Annotated in this window: 25 protein-coding genes; 18 read left to right on the plus strand and 7 right to left on the minus strand. The window is 30.1% G+C overall.

Annotation, left to right across the window (positions count from 1 at the left end; all coding sequences use genetic code 11):
• From C7N41_RS07140 to C7N41_RS07205, 14 genes are all read left to right on the plus strand, one after another.
• Window positions 1-416, plus strand: a 416-nt coding sequence (locus tag C7N41_RS07140) for a LysM peptidoglycan-binding domain-containing protein (RefSeq protein WP_157944988.1), incomplete at its 5' end; no start/stop codon positions are given.
• Window positions 417-427: 11 nt separating this feature from the next.
• Complete coding sequence (locus C7N41_RS07145) at window positions 428-808, plus strand: phage baseplate plug family protein (RefSeq protein ID WP_105965000.1); 381 nt, start codon at window positions 428-430, stop codon at window positions 806-808.
• A complete protein-coding gene (locus C7N41_RS07150) occupies window positions 805-2,067 on the plus strand; it encodes a hypothetical protein (protein ID WP_105965001.1) in 1,263 nt (420 codons plus the stop codon). The genes C7N41_RS07145 and C7N41_RS07150 overlap by 4 nt, the downstream gene beginning before the upstream one ends.
• Window positions 2,068-2,071: 4 nt before the next feature.
• The gene (locus C7N41_RS07155) at window positions 2,072-2,497 is read left to right on the plus strand and encodes a hypothetical protein (protein WP_105965002.1); all 426 of its coding nucleotides are present in this window, start codon (window positions 2,072-2,074) and stop codon (window positions 2,495-2,497) included.
• A complete protein-coding gene (locus C7N41_RS07160; RefSeq protein WP_105965003.1) occupies window positions 2,494-2,859 on the plus strand; it encodes a DUF2634 domain-containing protein in 366 nt (121 codons plus the stop codon). The genes C7N41_RS07155 and C7N41_RS07160 overlap by 4 nt, the downstream gene beginning before the upstream one ends.
• Window positions 2,846-3,988 carry a baseplate J/gp47 family protein gene (locus C7N41_RS07165; protein ID WP_157944989.1) on the plus strand — a complete coding sequence of 381 codons (1,143 nt, stop codon included), beginning with the start codon at window positions 2,846-2,848 and terminating at the stop codon, window positions 3,986-3,988. Before C7N41_RS07160 ends, C7N41_RS07165 begins: the two co-directional genes overlap by 14 nt.
• Window positions 3,981-4,604, plus strand: coding sequence for a hypothetical protein (locus tag C7N41_RS07170; RefSeq protein WP_105965005.1), 624 nt, complete (start codon window positions 3,981-3,983; stop codon window positions 4,602-4,604). Before C7N41_RS07165 ends, C7N41_RS07170 begins: the two co-directional genes overlap by 8 nt.
• Window position 4,605: 1 nt before the next feature.
• Window positions 4,606-6,066, plus strand: coding sequence for a pyocin knob domain-containing protein (locus tag C7N41_RS07175; protein ID WP_105965006.1), 1,461 nt, complete (start codon window positions 4,606-4,608; stop codon window positions 6,064-6,066).
• A gap of 4 nt (window positions 6,067-6,070) precedes the next feature.
• Window positions 6,071-6,253 (plus strand): hypothetical protein, encoded by a 183-nt coding sequence (locus tag C7N41_RS07180; RefSeq protein ID WP_105965007.1) that lies wholly within the window; start codon window positions 6,071-6,073, stop codon window positions 6,251-6,253.
• On the plus strand, window positions 6,217-6,546 hold the full coding sequence (locus tag C7N41_RS07185; protein ID WP_105965008.1) for a hypothetical protein: 330 nt from the start codon (window positions 6,217-6,219) through the stop codon (window positions 6,544-6,546). The genes C7N41_RS07180 and C7N41_RS07185 overlap by 37 nt, the downstream gene beginning before the upstream one ends.
• A gap of 15 nt (window positions 6,547-6,561) precedes the next feature.
• Complete coding sequence (locus tag C7N41_RS07190) at window positions 6,562-7,011, plus strand: hypothetical protein (protein WP_105965009.1); 450 nt, start codon at window positions 6,562-6,564, stop codon at window positions 7,009-7,011.
• A gap of 190 nt (window positions 7,012-7,201) precedes the next feature.
• Window positions 7,202-7,522, plus strand: coding sequence for a hypothetical protein (locus C7N41_RS07195; RefSeq protein WP_105965010.1), 321 nt, complete (start codon window positions 7,202-7,204; stop codon window positions 7,520-7,522).
• 1 nt (window position 7,523) lies between these two features.
• Complete coding sequence (locus tag C7N41_RS07200) at window positions 7,524-8,012, plus strand: phage holin, LLH family (RefSeq protein ID WP_157944990.1); 489 nt, start codon at window positions 7,524-7,526, stop codon at window positions 8,010-8,012.
• Window positions 8,012-8,776, plus strand: a complete 765-nt coding sequence (locus C7N41_RS07205) for a GH25 family lysozyme (protein ID WP_105965012.1) — start codon at window positions 8,012-8,014, stop codon at window positions 8,774-8,776. Before C7N41_RS07200 ends, C7N41_RS07205 begins: the two co-directional genes overlap by 1 nt.
• A 1,210-nt stretch (window positions 8,777-9,986) precedes the next feature.
• Here the strand turns inward: C7N41_RS07205 and C7N41_RS07210 are convergent.
• From C7N41_RS07210 to C7N41_RS07220, 3 genes are all read right to left on the minus strand, one after another.
• Entirely contained in the window at window positions 9,987-10,583 is a 597-nt protein-coding gene (locus C7N41_RS07210) for a hypothetical protein (RefSeq protein WP_157944991.1), read from the minus strand.
• 362 nt (window positions 10,584-10,945) lie between these two features.
• Window positions 10,946-11,917: a hypothetical protein gene (locus C7N41_RS07215; protein WP_105965014.1), complete on the minus strand. Its 972-nt coding sequence runs from the start codon at window positions 11,915-11,917 to the stop codon at window positions 10,946-10,948.
• A gap of 307 nt (window positions 11,918-12,224) precedes the next feature.
• Window positions 12,225-13,121 (minus strand): winged helix-turn-helix domain-containing protein, encoded by an 897-nt coding sequence (locus C7N41_RS07220; protein ID WP_105965015.1) that lies wholly within the window; start codon window positions 13,119-13,121, stop codon window positions 12,225-12,227.
• Window positions 13,122-13,430: 309 nt separating this feature from the next.
• Between C7N41_RS07220 and C7N41_RS07225 the strand changes: the two genes are divergently transcribed.
• The 3 genes from C7N41_RS07225 to C7N41_RS07235 all read left to right on the plus strand — a co-directional run bounded on the left by C7N41_RS07225 (window position 13,431) and on the right by C7N41_RS07235 (window position 14,790).
• Window positions 13,431-14,210, plus strand: coding sequence for a ParA family protein (locus C7N41_RS07225; RefSeq protein ID WP_105965016.1), 780 nt, complete (start codon window positions 13,431-13,433; stop codon window positions 14,208-14,210).
• Complete coding sequence (locus C7N41_RS07230; RefSeq protein ID WP_105965017.1) at window positions 14,210-14,440, plus strand: hypothetical protein; 231 nt, start codon at window positions 14,210-14,212, stop codon at window positions 14,438-14,440. The genes C7N41_RS07225 and C7N41_RS07230 overlap by 1 nt, the downstream gene beginning before the upstream one ends.
• A gap of 89 nt (window positions 14,441-14,529) precedes the next feature.
• On the plus strand, window positions 14,530-14,790 hold the full coding sequence (locus tag C7N41_RS07235) for a hypothetical protein (protein WP_105965018.1): 261 nt from the start codon (window positions 14,530-14,532) through the stop codon (window positions 14,788-14,790).
• A 72-nt stretch (window positions 14,791-14,862) separates the two neighbouring features.
• Here C7N41_RS07235 and C7N41_RS07875 read toward each other — a convergent pair whose 3' ends face one another.
• Entirely contained in the window at window positions 14,863-14,985 is a 123-nt protein-coding gene (locus C7N41_RS07875) for a hypothetical protein (RefSeq protein WP_263852013.1), read from the minus strand.
• A 101-nt stretch (window positions 14,986-15,086) separates the two neighbouring features.
• On the opposite strand from C7N41_RS07875, the gene C7N41_RS07240 reads away from it, so the two are divergent.
• Window positions 15,087-15,752 carry a hypothetical protein gene (locus C7N41_RS07240; protein ID WP_105965019.1) on the plus strand — a complete coding sequence of 222 codons (666 nt, stop codon included), beginning with the start codon at window positions 15,087-15,089 and terminating at the stop codon, window positions 15,750-15,752.
• A 529-nt stretch (window positions 15,753-16,281) separates the two neighbouring features.
• Here C7N41_RS07240 and C7N41_RS07245 read toward each other — a convergent pair.
• The 3 genes from C7N41_RS07245 to C7N41_RS07255 all read right to left on the minus strand — a co-directional run bounded on the left by C7N41_RS07245 (window position 16,282) and on the right by C7N41_RS07255 (window position 17,607).
• On the minus strand, window positions 16,282-16,629 hold the full coding sequence (locus C7N41_RS07245; RefSeq protein ID WP_105965020.1) for a type II toxin-antitoxin system PemK/MazF family toxin: 348 nt from the start codon (window positions 16,627-16,629) through the stop codon (window positions 16,282-16,284).
• A 107-nt stretch (window positions 16,630-16,736) separates the two neighbouring features.
• Window positions 16,737-17,012 carry an AbrB/MazE/SpoVT family DNA-binding domain-containing protein gene (locus tag C7N41_RS07250; protein WP_105965021.1) on the minus strand — a complete coding sequence of 92 codons (276 nt, stop codon included), beginning with the start codon at window positions 17,010-17,012 and terminating at the stop codon, window positions 16,737-16,739.
• A gap of 223 nt (window positions 17,013-17,235) precedes the next feature.
• Window positions 17,236-17,607: a hypothetical protein gene (locus tag C7N41_RS07255; protein WP_105965022.1), complete on the minus strand. Its 372-nt coding sequence runs from the start codon at window positions 17,605-17,607 to the stop codon at window positions 17,236-17,238.
• Window positions 17,608-17,808 lie beyond the last annotated feature (201 nt).

Genomic DNA, 17,808 nt, shown 5'->3' on the forward strand with positions numbered 1-17,808 from the left:
CTAAAGGTTATGATTTTAGAAAAGTGAAAGCAGATGAAGCTAGAATGGCTCGCTGGGCTAACAATAGTGAGAATTTGTATGTACGTGGACAATTAATTTATCCGGAAGTTGTGATCACATCTTTTACACCACAGCACACGACTAATGGCTCTGTAAATGCTATGAACGTAAGCATTACCGTTACTAATGCAAAATATGCTGAAAGTACAGTACAGGATAAACGAAAGCCAAAGAAAAAAGGTAAAAAGGGCAAATCTAAGGGTATTGCTAAGAACAAAACTCATAAGTACAAAATCAAACGTGGAGATTCATACTGGTCGATTGCCAGAAGTTATGGCGTTTCAGTTTCATCCCTAGAAGCTAAAAACAATTATCCTGCTGGCAACTTACCGGTGGGTGAAACCATGCATATATAGGAGGTTAGATGATGATATTACAACATGATTATATAGACTTAGATGTCGATGAGATTAATGATCATCCCATTCAATTTGATATTGAGTTGTCTAATAAAACTTATAGCATGGTCTTTAAATATAATTCATACGCTGATTGTTATTATTGCAGCCTTTACGATGCTTATGATGTCCCTTTAGTAATGAGCGAAAAATTAGTTTATGGTATGGCGCTATTTGAAAACATTACGGATCCAAGATTACCACTAGAAAGATTAATTCCCCTAGACGAAAGTAATACGCAAAGTGAAGTCAACAAAGAAACCTTTGGTAAAACGGTATTTCTAGTTTTTGACGATGATTTTGATGTGAACAATGATAATGCTGATGATATTGGGGATGATAATCTATGAAATTAGTTCATTTTTATCAACGCTTTTTGTTAGATTCGCCCAATAAAACATATCAATTTAAGTCGTCCGATAGAATCCCACATACACTTAGCATTGAACATACTAATAATTATGATGGTTCTAATCGTCCTAGCTCCACGGATGTAACTATCCATAAAATTACTAAAGAGCATATCAATTTAATTATTAAAGCCTTTCAAAATAATACTGTGGTTTCACTCTGGGCGGGTTGGTTCAATGAAGATTATACCGAGAGCGATATTAAATTAGTGGTTAGTGGAACTATTTCCAACATCACTCCACTTAAGAAAACCGACTCAGACATTAGTTTTACAGTCAAAGATGGAGTTGATTACTCAGCTGAAAAGACTATTAAAGTAGAACAGCGTAAGAAGTCCAAAAACATACGTTTGAAAGCTAGTATGCCCAATGAGCAATCATTGGTAACTAATTATGAACGTAAGGCTAGACGGCAATTATCTAAGCATGTGGGTAGTAAGAAATATAACTCCATGGCGCAGAATACTAATAAAAGGATCGCTCATTACAGAAATTCAGTTGCTAAGCGAGTTATTAACTATAAAAAGCGAGTGGCCAAGCAAAAGCAACAACAACAGAAAATGGTTTATAAGGCAATGTCATTCAAGAAAAATACTGATGGAAAAACTATTATTATGACATTGGCTAAGAAAGCTAATATTAAAATTACACATTTAAAATTAGCTTATAACCATAAATACATTCGTGGTTATGTGGCAAATAAAAAGCCACTACAAGCGATTACTGATGTTGCGACTGATTGTAAGACACCGCCTTATTATCGCCATGGGCACATGTATATTGATGAGTTAGGTACTAAATACAAGTTGAACCTAGTAATTAATCCAACAACGGGTTTAATTGGAACTCCCCAGCCACAAATTGATAAATTGCAAAAACGAGCAAAGCCTAATGAATATAGTTATCAAGTATCATTTGTTTATCGGGCTATTACCGTGGGTGACATCTTTAAATTAGAATCGGAAGAACTAAGTGGTGAAGTGATCGTACTTAGTGGTAATAATTCCAGACAAATTGGTACAATTCCAACGACCACTTGTGTTGTTAAATTGCTAACCGCTTATAAGAAACAACAAAAGGATAGTATGAATAAGGCTAAGGCTCGTGAACGTCAGATTGCTAAGTCTATGCGTGATAAACAATCACTAGCTGCACTTAACAAAAGGCAAAAACGGGCTAATGCAAAAAGAAGGAAGTGATTAGATGAGTGAAGATGGAATCAATTCTCAAGCAATGATAATCCAAAAAGAACGTGAATATTTGAATGAAACCATTAAGTGTTGCTATTTGGGAGTAGTAGAACAAATTGATGCTCCTTATGCTTCAATTCAACCGATGGCACTTACAAAAGTTAATGGTAAAAGCCAAAAACGTCCAGCGGTTCAAAAAGCGTTAATCAGCATTCCACCCATCAAAGCCAAATACGTTGATACTAAAGGTGCATCCCATACTTTAAAGCCTAAAATGGATTTAAAAAAAGGTGATCATGTAGTGGTAGCAGTATCTAATAATGATACAAGTCATTATTCTAAAGATAGAGATACCTTTAATGTTTTTAATACCAATCTACACTCAGTTGAGGACTCCATAATAATTTCTAAAATTGCCCAGGAAGATGATTTTAAATGAAGGATATTAAATTAACAAAAGATGGGGACATATCATTCACTAATGGCCAGATAGATATGGTTGATGGTATTGATCAACTATCACAAAATATATCGGTTGCTTTGTCTACGCCGAAAGGCAGTTTTTTAGATTATAAAGATTATGGTTTAAACATGGACTTTGTAATAAACGGTTTTGACCGTGAAGCCGGTTTAGTAGCTATTCGAGAGTGCATTTTGTCCGTAGGTAGAGTAACCGCAGTTAATAATTTAAGATGTGAATTAGACCAAGAACATGGAATTGCCACGTTCTTTTTTAGTGTGAACTCCACAATTGGTAATTTTGATGAAGAACAGGAGGTGGCAATTAATGCCTTTAACTGATGATGGCTATATTGATCTAGTCTATGAAGATGTGGTTGATAAGAAAAGTGCTGAATATAAAAAATCATTGGGGAATGTGGATACGTCAGTTGACTCAGTTCTGGGTAAAATCATCCGTATTCAAGCCAAAGGAATAGTAGAAGCAGATATGCATGCTCATGATGTATATGACTCTGGTTTTAAAGATACTTCAACTGGTATATCACTAGACCGTAAAGCTAGTAACTCTGGCATTCAAAGACAACAAGCACAAGCAGCAGTTGCTAAATTGCAAATTACTGGCCAACCGGGTTATGTAATTCCAGAGAATACCGAATTTATGACTGAAGAAGCTACGGTATTTGTGAACGCCTATGATACACAAATCGACAGCAATGGTAATGCTGAACTGACAGCATATTCTGATGATACAGCTGATTATACTAATGTGGATGCCAATACGATTACTGTACAAGCTAACCCAGTTGATGAAATTAATACTGTTACTAATAATGCTCCGGCTAGCGGTGGTGCGGATTTAGAAACTGATTATGCATTAAGAAAAAGAATTGATGCTACTAATCAATCTAAAGAAGGTCCTACTCATGATGGTATCAAGACTGGGATGCTAAATGTGAATGGTGTTACTGATGCTTTTGTGGTTAGTAATGATACTAGTCAAACTGATGTACAAGGTAATCCACCCTGGACTACACATGTGTTTGTTAAAGGTGGTCGCCCAGAAGATATTGCACAAAAACTCTGGAATATCGGGGGCAGTAACACCAGTTTTGTAGGTGATCAAGCCATAACAACTTATGATAGGTCTAATCATCCCCAAGTCATTCATTTTGATTATGTTAATGATTTACCTATCTATGTATCTGTTAACTTGGTAGGACAAAATATTGATACTAATACTGTGACTGAGTCCATCACTGACTACATTGATGGTGTAGGTATGGGTAATACTGTGGTTCTAACAAAATTACTAGTTGCCATTTGTCAAAACGACAATGTTCAAGATGCCAACAATTTATTAATCGGCACTGATCAAACAAAATTAGCAGACAAAAACATTACTGCTAATCAATATCAGAATGCCACAACGGATGAATCCAAAATAACGGTGGTGGTCAACAATGGATAATTTACTCAGTGGCCAAACTAATGTAGAAAATCACAACGACTCAATGAGCAAGTTCACTGGAATGCAAAGCAATTATGCTGGCAGTAATTTAGATAACTTTATGCGTGTTCTAGATAATTCCAATTTCACTTCTAGGCAGAACTTAGATGAGATTTCTAAAGCACGATCCATAAATTATGCTCACGGCTTACAAATTGATGATATTGGTGACGATTATGACATGGACCGCAACAATTATTCTGATGATATGTACAAGTTCTTTATTACTGCTCGTGAGATGGCACGCAAGTCTAATGGGACCATGAACGACTTAATTCAATCCTGTGCTAGCCTGTTAGGTTGCAACTACTCTGATGTATACATGGTCAAGGATAGGGATGCTAATAAACAAACTGGTGACCCGAAAACAGTAAAAGTGGTTAACATCCCTTATAACAAAGTTACAAATTTCTTTGTATTAGATCATTTAGCTGATGAGTTAAAACGTTCAGCTGCTGAAGGTACGCAAATTAAATTTATTAGTTTTGCAATTCAAACTGATATGGGAATTAACGTAGATAATTATAGTTCGCTATGTACCCATATTCATACTGATATTAATGGAGGTGGAATTTAAAGTGGAATATAACAAAAATAAGCTGATTACTGATGATGGTGTTAACTTAGTATCACAGTCGCTACAAGAAGGACAAAAGGTTACTTTTGACGCTATGATAATTACTGATACACCATTGCCTAGTGATAGGCAACTAAGTGCCATGACGGTCGATAATTTTAAGAATGTTAGAAAGTATCCAATTACCAATTTGAAGAAGGGTAACAACTCTGTTCAGCCGGAAGCCAAGTTAGATAATAATGGACTAACAACAGATTACCCTATCCATGCGATTGGTTTGCTTGCTCACGTAGGTGAAAGTAACTCAACACTATTTGGTATTACACAAAATAGTGAAGGAACACCTGCTATTATTACTAAGCAATCTCAAACGCCCTACTTCATCACTTATGATATGGCGATAACTGTTACCAATCCGGATAACTATACAGCTACAATTACACCGGCTGGTTATGTTGATCAGACTACTTTTGATGAAGAAATTGGCAAAATCCAAACTAGCATTAAAAATATTGATTTAAGTGATGCTGTTAAAAAAGCAAATAACTATACAAATAGTGTAAAGGACGACTTGCAGCATAACATCGACACCACTAATCAGCGTGTGGACACAGTTCACGACCAGTTAGGCGGCGATATTGCGAGTGCCAAGAGTGAGCTGAGTGGACAGATTGGGGAATTGAGCGATAAAAGTTTAAAATTCTTTAGCGACAAGTTTGTAGTAAATGATTTCAATAATTATGACCAAACAGGAATATATCCAATAAGTGGTAGCACTCCTAATAATCACCCTAATGAAGAAGTTCCTAGTTGGGGTTATTATGGTTTTCTTCAAGTTAAAAATTATAGTAGTGGTAATGCTTATCAGGAATTATATGATTTATCAGGTTATAACAGTGGCTTTAGACACCCTATGTTTTACAGATATAGAGATGTTGGTAATTGGCATGAATGGCAAACAATAGCTACTACTGATGATACTGATAAGCTAAGCGATAAAATCAACGACTTATCTAACAATAACCCATCTATTTTTGCTGGCTGGTTGCAAGATGGAGACGATTTATTTGATTTAATGGAAAAAGAAGGCACCTTTTTTGACTTTAATAAACAATTAAAAAATTCTCCTGTTAACTATACAGTCTGGTCAAAAATTATTGTTGATAAAAACAATGGTTTTACTTCCATGACATGGTATGACAGTAGTGGCAATATTTTCTATATAAATGCAACTGGTTGGCCTAAAAATTGGAATAGCTGGCAACGCATAGTTAATAATAACGATATCGCTGCCCTATCCGACCGTATAGATAAAGCACAAGAACAAATAGGTAGTGATATCCGTGATGCCGAGCAACGAGCGAAAGATGATGCTAATAAAAAGATACAATTTTTTAATAACGAAACTGATGCTCATAATGCCAATTTGCCAGCAGGAACTCTAAAAATAGTTAGGGGGTAATTAAATGCAAGGGAAAATTCAAGACTGTAAAAGTGCATTTGTTGTAGATGAAAATGGCCATGATTTAAAAATTAGTGATCGGGACGAAGTCAATGAACTAAAGGGACAAGTTAGCAATCTTAACAGTCAAATTAGTTCATTAAAAATAGTTTGCCTGTTGTTAGTACAGATGGTGGCGTTATTTTAAATAAACAAACTGGTGAAATATACGGTGCATATGTATCCAATCAGAATTTAGATTTTGCAAGTGGTGATTATGATAGACAATTTGCTGGTAATATTAATTTTTCTGGAATATATATAAATAATTTTTCTGAGCAAGATACAGCACCTGGCAACTTTTATTATAGTGGAAAATATAAAGCACGATCTAACAGTGGAAGTATTAATTTATATTTTGATGCTAACCGTTTATCCGGAATGATAGCTGGAGAGAAAACTATACCTGTACACATGTATGTAAGCTTTACAACAATTTAAAAAGGAGAAAACAAAATGCAAAAATATATAACTTTAGATAACAACAACTACGTTCAAAGCGTATCGGATACAGCACAAGAAGGCTCAATGGCAGTCGAAGTAAACGGCTATCAAGCACAACTTTTAGGCTTTATCACAAATAAGATTTTCTGGGATAAAAATGCCAACGCACTAAAGTTTCCAGCAGATTACCCAGCTACTGATGAGAAGAAAATTGAAATGAAATATAAAGGTAGTCTTGACGATATTAAGGAACATAATGCTGAACTATCAAATCAATTAAACGATTTACAAAATAGATTTAAAGAATCTGAAAATAGCAACGCTACTTTAAAACAACAATTAGAAGCTGCTCAAACAGATGCACAAACTAAAGACCAACAAATTAATGATTTAAACACACGTATTGGTCAATTAATGGTTAGCATGGCTGGTAAATCAACTGCACAAGGAGGCAACAAATAATGATTAATATGTATAGCACTGTCAGAGAATATTACTTAGTCGACCATATCTTTACAGCTGATAATGTTAGAACCTGTGTAGGAACATGGATAACACAAGAGCAAGCTGATGAGTTACTCAGTCAGCAACCAACGCCTCAACAATAGGCGTTTTTATTTTGCAAAAATTTAGAAAGGAAGTGAGGCAATATATGTATTTATGGGGATTTGATGTGACTGAATGGGCAGCATTAATTTCAGTAATTGCTGGAGTTATTGGTGCTCTTTTTTATTGCTTTAAAAAATTAGTAACTGATCCAGCCAACGAGAGTAATAAATTGATGTCTCAACAAATTAAATCACTAGGAAATTCAATTGATAAATTAACTGATTTGTTCAATGAAAAATATGATGAACAACAAAAGCATTTAGAGAAGCATGATATTGAAATTGAACGAACTAAAACCAAAGTAGAAATTTTGAGTAACTTAAATCATTTAAATATTAAAGATGAAGAATCGGGGAAAAATTAATATGGAACAACAAATAAATCAATTACTACAAACTTTTTTATGGCTAGTTATTACTAGTCTTGCAGGATTTCTAACTCATAAAGTATGGCCAATGCTTACAAATAAGTTGAAATCTCAACATAATGCAAAGATCATTCAAGCAGAAGATATGGCATTAAATTTTGCAAAAAATATTGTAGCACCACTAGCAGTAGATGCTACTTTAGGAAACGCTACTAAGCGAAAAATGGCTGTGCAAAAACTAGTTGCTAAATTATACTCAGTAGGTATTGAATTACCAGAAGCAAGTGTTTTGGCTATTGTAGAACGTGCATACCAATTATATAAAGCTAACGGCGGCGATATTCATAAGTTAGATACCACTGGCCAATCAAACAGTAACCAACAGGTTGTCCGTGTAACTACTGATGATTCAAATAATCAAGGTCAAAACAGCAATGTCCAAGGCGCCCCAGCTAATCCATATGAACATCAAGGAAGTGAAAAATAATGAGTAAAGTATTCGCAGACTTGGCTAAATATCAAGGCAGTTCACCTGCTTTTTTTAGTGCTTTAAAATCATCATATAATTGCCAAGGAGCAATCGTACAATTAACTTACGGTAATTACCCCACATATGATAATTATCAAGCGCCATATCAAGTTTTCAATGGATATAAAACTTTTGGTGTAATTAGTGCATATCATTTCTACATGGGCAACCCAGTAGCTGAAGCTAACTACTTTTTAAAACATGTTAAGCAATGCGGATTAGATAAATCTACACTACTAGCTATTGATGTAGAAGACTGCTCACTAAGCGATAATCTTACTACACAAACTAATCAATTTTTAGATGTGTTATATAATGCTGGTTATCATAACTTAGCAGTCTACTCAATGGAGTCATGGTTTGGATCTAAAATTATGGTTAATAAATTGCATCATAGCCCTAAGATTTGGGTAGCCAATATCAGTTATGAACCAAAAATGAAATATGATGCATGGCAATATACTTGGACTGGTCATGCTGGTGGTAGTGATGTTGATTTAAGCTTAGACAAAACTGGTCACTTTACCAGTGCAGAAAAGCCCAAGCAAGCTACCTACTGGCAGAAAGGCAAACTCTTTGAATCTAAATCCATGCTTAACACATACTCTGACATACACTTAAAGAGAAAGCGTGAGCCTAGATTTGGAGCTAAGTCATGCTTCTACGCCGATATGGTGAAAGATGGTAAGGTTACAAGATTAAAAACTCATCTGGCTACGTGAGTGCCAATACTGACTTCTCACGCCGAATTAAATAATATTTAGACCTACTGACCTATGCGTTGGTAGGCCTTTTTATTTTTCTCTTGAAAATAAATAATTTCTGCATATAATAAAAAACGTATTGATATGAATTCAATACACAAGGTGGATAATGCACGTTTTCTCGTTTGGTGTGAAAATATATTATTTTGAGTCACTCATTATAATGTCCTTCTTTGTAAATACTTAATCACAAAACAGGATATAAATTATCCTGTTTTTATTTGTTGAAATTCTGTACCTTTTGCATATAATAATATTTGTAGCAAATTGCTACATCTGATGCCTTTGATGAAGTATTCACGATTTTATATTTACTGAGTAGTCACAAATGTGGCTACTTTTTTATTGCATCTAAAGATATTTTGCAATATAATTTTATTGTACTTTAAAAAGTACAACGTGCTTAAAATACCTCTATAACTATAAAGTCAATACATTGGGCGGTCACAAAAGTGACCGCTTTTTTATTAATGAAATCATCATTAGAATGTTATATAATAATAAGTGCCTTTCGCTGGGCATAATAAAATCAAAGACCTTAGAGTAGGCATTAAGTTGCTTGCTCTTTTTATATACAAAAAACGCCACTAAATTAATAGTGACGTTCTTATATGTCGAAACGCTTAAGCATCTTGCTTTTCCGTTTAATTAAATTGTATCATATTTGTTGATATAATTATTGAATAAATATATAATGATATTGAATTAAAAAAAGAAGCCCTGCTTCAACAGGACTTCCAAGTAGAGCCGTTAAAAGCGGTGGCATATTTTAAATACTAAAAAAGCTGTATTCAACCTGCCAAAGTTGAGGATACGGCTTTTTTATTTTGTCTTTTTGTTCTGTTTGATTACAGAAATCAATCTTGAAATAGCATTGATGCAATAAGCTAACGCTTTTAATAGCGCAACAATTGCAAAAATAACCGTAACAATTGACAAAACTGCAAATCCTTTCATGAGAGTCTAAATGATGATTTATTACACCATAACAACCACCTCTTTCAAGAGATTTGCCACCGCATTCAACTTCTCCACAAAAATTATTATACAGGAATATTTATATAAAACAATTTGTTATACTAGACATGCATGTAAACATGCACTTCTGGTAATTCTGGCTTTTAAGCCTGAATAAAGGCCTACTGCTCATTTGAGTGGTAGGCCTTTTTTATTTAGTTGAATCATTAAAACATTTTTTTGCAGAGTCATATGAATCAAATGAATTAACATATTCATATGAATTATAGTTCTTTATTTTTTTAAACAAATATATTTGTGATTGCTTAATTGATAAATTGTTATCTGGAATAGCAATAAACAAATCAACATTTTTATCAAATTTATATTCCTTTTTGTCTATTATAAACCAAAATTTCTTAAAAGGGATATTATCAATTTTTTCATATCTGTTTGTTATTCCCATTCTATAAATAGATGAAAAAATATATATTATTAAGAATAAATATAGACACAAGCTAAAAACATTATTAGAAAAAACATTTTTTATTGAATTAGTACTTATAGCAATGCAGAAGCTTATTCCCAATATATAATCTAAAATAACTTTAAAAAGTATTTTTGCTTTTTTATTAAATGTAAACAATGAAAAATTATATTTACTTATATTAACTGTTTTATTTTTCTTTTTTCTTTTTAACACTCCAAATAATATTGCAGCTACAGTTAAAATACCATAAACATTGCTTAATGCTAAAGTGATTAATAGTGAAGGAGCTTTAAAGGAATCAATTATTTTATTATTCATATCAATTTTAAAATATCCAAATAATTTTAAAATGAGTTCACAAATTGTAAAAAGGAAAAACCAAGTATAAATACCCAAATCCGTTCTTTTTATATAATTATAAAAATTATCCTTAAATTTATCACTTATAAAAATATTCATATGAATTTCTCCTCACATATCTTCAATATTTACAACAGAAATTCTATCTTCTAATAACATTTTGTGAAGTAAATTTTTACCATGTTCCTTATTATCTAATGTGTCACCATAAGAATTGATTAAATGACTAACCTTATTACTTTGTTTTTGTCTTGCAATTAAATCAGCATCTTCTTTAGTTATTTTTTTATCATCTGAATCATGTACAGCATAAACAAATGTTAATGATACATCAGATCCATAAATATTATAATGATCAAATATGGATTGAAAATATGAATAGTCTGATTCACCAAGAGAATGACCAAAAAATACAATTGAATTAATATTATTATCAAGAATATTAATTTTTTACGCTTAAAGTTTAAAAGTCTGGAAGTTTTAGTAAATGAATATATCTCTTGCCTTTCTTTATAAGTTAATTCTTCGTAATCTCGTCCTAGATTAGAATCAATTCCCATTATTATATTGCTAGAATTTAAACTCTTATATTTAGTACTTCCATGTATACTTTGAAGCCCTTTTACGTTATCAATTATAGGACTACTTTCTCCACCAATTGTATAATTAAAAGTAAGCAAATTGAAATAATAGATTCCTTTTCCACTATGATTACTAAAATTATCAGTTAAAGTATTTAAGAGATGATTCATATCATATGCATAATTTTCATGTTTTTGTATTTCTTTATTTATATAATCCGAAAATTGCTTTTCAAATACATGAAGTTGACTCATTAATATATCATAAAAACTAATTTTAGAGTCATTAAAGTTTAAATACTTAATTGCAAAATATAATATAAACTTTTCTGAAATTTGTTCTTTATAATAACTAAAACTATCATCATCTATTACGGGCTTAAAATCACTATTTTGAAAATCATATAATAGCTTATTAAATAGTCCGATAGATGTTTTATATTTTCTAACATTTCTGTATTTAGATAATAGAAAAAACTTAATATCATTTTCAAGATCAAACCAGCTAGAATTGTTTGAACTATTTAAATACATAATAATATCCCATATATTAATATTTTTCATATTATTATCGTCCATTTGAAACTCTTTGTATTTAGATTCTAAAAAACCATCTAACTCATCCATAGTTTTATTATTAGTTTTTGAAAGATTCATATTATATATATAAGATTGCATCTGTTCGCTTGTTGTTCCACTATTATCATCCAAATAGAGGCCTACAAAATTTATCTTTTTATGCAAAAAAGACAATGCATTTTTATTTTTAAAAAATCTAATAAAAATATAGTTAACAATGCAATCGTTGTTATTATCAATATTTTTATTTTTTCAATGAAATTGTTTATATCTTTAAATTGTTTTTCAAACTTTTTATATTCGTCTTCGATTATGCTTTTTTTACTTTTCATATAGTCGCTAAATCTAGTATCTAATCCACAATATAAATCAGCACCATTACCAGTTACAACTAATCTTTTTATATCTTCGATAATTAAAATCTCCTTATAATTTTTTATTATTTATCTAATTGAATTATTGGAATATTGAAGTCCTTAGTGTTTTTAGATAGATGTGCGTGGCGTTCTATGCTCATATATCCACCCACAGCATCTGTAAAGAACTCATGCAATGCCTTAGTTATATATCCAGCAACATTTTTAATACTCTTAGTGCATCTAGTTTTGATAATTAAGGACTTCATAAACTCACTTAATTCAGGCATTAGGTTAATATTGTTTTCAAATCTCAATGCATCTTTAGCTTCTGGTCTACCATTCTTTACTAACTTAGAAATAACTGTTTTTTTAGCCTTAAAAATTAATTGTGCGTAGTTATATAGAACCCCGGTATTTTCAGAGTATTTAACCAAAATATTAATTAAGTCATGTCCAAAGCAAGCCTTTTGCTTTAGAGAGTCTACTAAGTTTTGCATACGATCAAAACCAGAAATGTGAATTTGCTTATTTTCTTCGTTGCCAATTTCAGTTTTAGGCATTGCAATTTGCTTATTTTTTGTTTGATTACGTGTTACATCTGTTTCATTTGTATATGTTTGTTTAGCTTTAGTCTGATTAGAATCTAAATTTGATACTTTAGACGAATCATTTTTAGATTTTAGTGATATAGGTAAAAAAATACGGTTAGATGAATTGAAACGTTGCTTAATAATGATCCAACCTTTTTTAGCTAATGTTTTAAATACACGAGTAATGGTTGCAATACCCACATTAACTTTTTTAGCTAAATCTTCACGAGTAAATGTTATGTAGTAAGCATGTTGCTTTCCATCGTAAAACCCTTCATTTTTATAACTTAAATCCATACGATCATACAAGTTAGCCAGTACAATCATTTCATTTGGTTTAAGACCTGCTGCTGAAAATTCTGAATATAATTTAATAAATTGTCCCATTGTAGTTCTCTCCTATTGATATCTACAACGCAACTTAGTATAATGTATGTATAAGTTAAAAACATATCAATTGCTCTTTGTCCTCAAAGATATAAGTTGCATTGTAAATATTATTTTTTATTTAGAAGTTGTCCATGGCCGTGGATAACTTCTTTTTTATTTATAAATTGAGAATAACATTGTGTTGTTAATTAATCAACACAATTTAAAAAGTAATAAATTATTTATAATTAATTATAAATAATAAGTAATTAATAATTTACAATTTGTAATATATAATTTATAATTAATTATAAGGAAGTGATAAAAATGGCTAAAACCTTGCTACACTTTAATTTTAAGGGTGGTGTTGGTAAAACCACAGTTTCAGTTATGGACTCATATCTACTAGAAAAAATGGGAAAGAAAGTCTTATTAGTAGATTTAGATCCACAAGCTAACGCAACAGAAATTATTAATACAACATATAATAATGAAGATGAACCAATAGTTCCGTTATCAAAAGGGCTTTTGAATGGAGATATTTCAAAAAGCATTTTAAGTGTTACCGACAATTTAGATTTGGCTCCTGCCGATTGGTCCTTGTCTTTGTTTCCTTCTAAAATGGAAAAAATTGATAGCTTTAATAGAAATTTGATATTAAAAGCACTATTGGATGATATAAAGGATAAATATGATTATATTATTTTAGATGTTCCACCAACATTATCTGTATTTACTAATAATGCAATTTTAGCAAGTGATTATGTATTTTTAGTTTTACAAACTCAAAGACAAGCATATACATCTATATTAAAAACTGCTAAATATATGTATCAATTGAGAGAAGATTATAAAGCCAAGTTTGAACTTGCAGGTGTATTACTTTATTTAGTTAAAAGAAATGCAAAAACAGATACAGAAATTAGTAAATCTGCAAAAGAAGAATTTGGGGATATTGTTATGGTAAATCCAGTTTGGCAACAAGAACGTGTAAAAGTTTTTGGTGATGAAGGAATTGGTGATAAAGGATATTGGGATAAACGTGCTTTAAGTATGTATAATCTAACATTACATGAAGAATTACACAGAATTGGAGACGATAAATAATGAGTATGGATAATGATGCATTAAAAGCATTAGCACAAAAAGCTGGTAGTATTTCTGATGATGAATCACCTTATAAGGTAAAAAAAGAAGGAAGTAGACCTGTTCAAGTTAGAGATAGTTTGTATAAAGAAATAAAAATGTTAGCATTCCAAAATGATGTAAAGATGATAGATTTAATGGATAATATGTTACGATATGCCCTTAAACACGGTGATTTTGATAAAAAATAATTTATTATTTATAATAAATTATTAGTAATTAGTAATTTATAATTAATTATAAAAATTTTATAATAAAAATATGAATTTAGGAGATCGTTATGGAACAAAAGTATAACGTTATCATTGGTATGTCTTTTGATGGTAGATATATAGCTTATAATAAAGATGATTCTATTGAATACGATATTTCTTATGTAGATGAAGAAGATTTAGGAAGTAATGATAAGTTAATATTTAATGAAGATGAATTAAATAATTTATATGATTTCATTGAAAATGATTATTCTAAAGATTACGCAAAAAGATATACCTTTAAAATAGGGCAGTCTAGTTTAATCAAAAATCCATTTAAAAAATAATTTTTGTATACAAAAACACAAATATACATTTATACAAAAAGGGTGTGCCCATATTTGGGCACACCCTTTAGTTTATTCATTCATATATTTAGCGATAATCATAGCACCTTCATCAGCTAATTTATCCATTTTGTCGTAGATTCTTTTGATTCTAGCCAAATCGGCTGCACTTAATCCTAAATCTTCTAGTTCCATATAAATAACCACCTTTTGTGTTTGTAATATTAATTACGCATAAAAAGGTGGTTATTTTTTATGTTATTATTAAAACATATTTAATTTTGGAGGATGAAATTTTGAATACCATATTAACTACATTATTAACAAGTAGTGTTATAGCAACTTTTTTTACATCAATTTTTAATAGAATAAATAGCGAAAAAAGTGCAATACATAATGAATCTGAATGGCGTAATGATCTATATAAACTTTCAAAAAAAGTAATAATAATGAGAGAAGATTTGGAATTATTTAGAACTTGTCTTAGTGCTACAAGAGGGATTCATAAACATAATGGAAAAATAAATTTTGACAAAAGAACTGCTAAAAGATTTCCGGAAATCGATGATATTTGCATATTTTATTATCATTATTTATGTGATAATAATAAATTTAATTATATTAATTTCGATGATATTAATAAAAGAATTAATTTTTATTCTAAAAATGTTTTTAATAATTATTCCTATTTAAATAATGAAAACGAAGCCATTGTTTTTAGACAATTATGCAGATTGCTTTTAAAAGCTGATTGGGAGCATAGAGATGTTAGAAATAGTATATTAAGTAAAATTAGTTTTATTGTTAAAGTTACTGATATAGATATAAAAGCTGTTGATTTGATTTATTCTTTAGAAAATGATGGTCAAACAGATCATTTTAATTTAATATCAAATAATGCTGATGATACAGAAAAATTATATTTAAAAAAATTAATAGTGGAAAAACTATTATGTCTATAAATTTTTCTAAATTACTTGCTGTAATTTCATTTTTAATAATAATATTTACTTGTCTTTTTCCTAGTAATTTAATATATATATAATGATTTAAAAAATTATCTTTTAATAACTGAACTTTTTCTTTTTTGTCCTATTTTTTTGCATTAATTGTATATTCAATGAATTTTTTATTTCGCAAATGGGGAAATCTTTTCTATTTTTTCCATTATAGTGCCTTAATAATTATAAACTTAGCAATGAGTTATTTCATTTTAAATGTTATTCATTATTCTGTTTTGTACACCTGTATGTTTTTTATATTTTTATACATTATTAATAAGTTAGGAAACAAAATATTTGGATTCAGTTCATTAGATTTATGTTATAATGCTGTTGATATCAATAAAAGAATACCTTAGTTTTTTTAATTTATTTTTTTATATGTATAAATAATGTATCTTAAGTGTTGACTAAAACAAAAATATGGATTACTCTTTTTACATAAAGAAGCAATCCATATTTTTATTTTATTTGTTCACTTGGTATTTTACTAGTTATTGTAATATATCAAGTGATTTTTTTTAAGCATATCATCTATTGTAGATTGTGGAACACTTTCTACAATATCATATTCTCTTGCATTTAGATCAAATGACCTTACTTGATTCATAAGTATTCTACCATTTGTTTTTAAATTGTTAGGCAAGATTATATCAGTTGGAATGCTTTTTGTATTACTCGTAATTGGTGCTACAGTAACCATTCCTGTGTAATAATTATGTTTTTGTGTACTTAACACTATACCAGGTCTTGTTCCTTGTTGTTCATGACCCATATTATTTGATGTTGTAATCCAAATAATATCTCCTTGTTTAACCATTTCTTGAAATTGTTTCATTATAATTAACTCCTTGCTTTTTATTTGTCGTTTTTAATCTATCGATAAGGATGACGAGAGTAACCTATGAAAACAGTTTTATATAACAAGGAGATATATTTATTAGATTACCATACTTCTTTACCTACAGGCTCACCAAAGTCACATTCATAATCTTTGGATCTATTTTTTTGCCAATCTATATAATCAAAATTCTTAAACATATCGTCAATAGTATCATTTGCCTTTGACAAACTTATACTTTTTTTATCATAGTTGATTTTTAATTTTAAATCTTCATTAATGGGGAAATCTATATTAATCTTTTTGAGAAGATCCTTAGATAACAATATGCCCTGTGAATTTCCCCATTTTTTTAATTTGATATTTTCTTCAAAAGCCATATTGATATCACTCCTTTATAATTCCTAAATTCAACATTTGCATTCATCAAGCCTACCATCCTTTCATATAGAGAAATAACTTTTTACATGAGAGAGAGTTATTTCTCATGTATAAGTATATACTTAGTTTAAACGTATAGTCAACCATTTATAATTTTAAATTTCATAAATTGCCTTATGTGCATAAAAACCACCTTAATCAATTGATAAGGTGGTTTATTTTTTAATTATTTAAATATCTTTTTAATTCTTTATATGCAGCTTCAGCACTAATTGCATCGCCTGATTTAAATTCTGTTTTTTCGCCAGTAGTTTCTACTAAGAATTTACTACTTAGTAGTCCGTCATTAAATTCGCTTAAATATGTGTGACCGTTTAAATATGCATTTTTCCCTTTAGAAAAAGGACTTAAAACTAAAAATTGCTTATTAGTCAAAATGTAAATATAACCAATGTCAAACTTATCTGAATATATTATTTCTTCTTTCGGATCTATAAATTTTGTTACATTTCTTAAATTACCTTGAATATCTGTTTTGTTTATTTTTAAGCCCACATTTTTTAATTTATTTAAAATTATTTCTTCGTTTTCCATTTTAAATCTCCTTTAACAGTATTGATTTAATAATATCATATTGTATTTTTATAATAAGTTCTTTATATGTTGTTGAATATTAATCAACATATTTAAAGTGTCCCCATGAAGTCTTAGCAACTAGATTACCTGAGCTGTCTTCAATTCTAATCATATCTGCCAATGATCCATCAGGGAAGGGTGTGTAATTGCTGATTATAA

The sequence above is a fragment of the Apilactobacillus micheneri genome (genome assembly GCF_002993975.1).
Taxonomy (GTDB): Bacteria; Bacillota; Bacilli; order Lactobacillales; family Lactobacillaceae; genus Apilactobacillus; species Apilactobacillus micheneri.

Bases quoted from the DNA above. Each gene is read 5' to 3' on its own strand.
- C7N41_RS07145 (WP_105965000.1), top strand. From the start codon at position 428: ATGATATTACAACATGATTATATAGACTTAGATGTCGATGAGATTAAT.
- C7N41_RS07150 (WP_105965001.1), top strand. From the start codon at position 805: ATGAAATTAGTTCATTTTTATCAACGCTTTTTGTTAGATTCGCCCAAT.
- C7N41_RS07155 (WP_105965002.1), top strand. From the start codon at position 2,072: ATGAGTGAAGATGGAATCAATTCTCAAGCAATGATAATCCAAAAAGAA.
- C7N41_RS07160 (WP_105965003.1), top strand. From the start codon at position 2,494: ATGAAGGATATTAAATTAACAAAAGATGGGGACATATCATTCACTAAT.
- C7N41_RS07165 (WP_157944989.1), top strand. From the start codon at position 2,846: ATGCCTTTAACTGATGATGGCTATATTGATCTAGTCTATGAAGATGTG.
- C7N41_RS07170 (WP_105965005.1), top strand. From the start codon at position 3,981: ATGGATAATTTACTCAGTGGCCAAACTAATGTAGAAAATCACAACGAC.
- C7N41_RS07180 (WP_105965007.1), top strand. From the start codon at position 6,071: ATGCAAGGGAAAATTCAAGACTGTAAAAGTGCATTTGTTGTAGATGAA.
- C7N41_RS07190 (WP_105965009.1), top strand. From the start codon at position 6,562: ATGCAAAAATATATAACTTTAGATAACAACAACTACGTTCAAAGCGTA.
- C7N41_RS07195 (WP_105965010.1), top strand. From the start codon at position 7,202: ATGTATTTATGGGGATTTGATGTGACTGAATGGGCAGCATTAATTTCA.
- C7N41_RS07200 (WP_157944990.1), top strand. From the start codon at position 7,524: ATGGAACAACAAATAAATCAATTACTACAAACTTTTTTATGGCTAGTT.
- C7N41_RS07205 (WP_105965012.1), top strand. From the start codon at position 8,012: ATGAGTAAAGTATTCGCAGACTTGGCTAAATATCAAGGCAGTTCACCT.
- C7N41_RS07210 (WP_157944991.1), bottom strand. From the start codon at position 10,583: ATGAATAATAAAATAATTGATTCCTTTAAAGCTCCTTCACTATTAATC.
- C7N41_RS07220 (WP_105965015.1), bottom strand. From the start codon at position 13,121: ATGGGACAATTTATTAAATTATATTCAGAATTTTCAGCAGCAGGTCTT.
- C7N41_RS07225 (WP_105965016.1), top strand. From the start codon at position 13,431: ATGGCTAAAACCTTGCTACACTTTAATTTTAAGGGTGGTGTTGGTAAA.
- C7N41_RS07230 (WP_105965017.1), top strand. From the start codon at position 14,210: ATGAGTATGGATAATGATGCATTAAAAGCATTAGCACAAAAAGCTGGT.
- C7N41_RS07235 (WP_105965018.1), top strand. From the start codon at position 14,530: ATGGAACAAAAGTATAACGTTATCATTGGTATGTCTTTTGATGGTAGA.
- C7N41_RS07875 (WP_263852013.1), bottom strand. From the start codon at position 14,985: ATGGAACTAGAAGATTTAGGATTAAGTGCAGCCGATTTGGCTAGAATC.
- C7N41_RS07245 (WP_105965020.1), bottom strand. From the start codon at position 16,629: ATGAAACAATTTCAAGAAATGGTTAAACAAGGAGATATTATTTGGATT.
- C7N41_RS07250 (WP_105965021.1), bottom strand. From the start codon at position 17,012: ATGGCTTTTGAAGAAAATATCAAATTAAAAAAATGGGGAAATTCACAG.
- C7N41_RS07255 (WP_105965022.1), bottom strand. From the start codon at position 17,607: ATGGAAAACGAAGAAATAATTTTAAATAAATTAAAAAATGTGGGCTTA.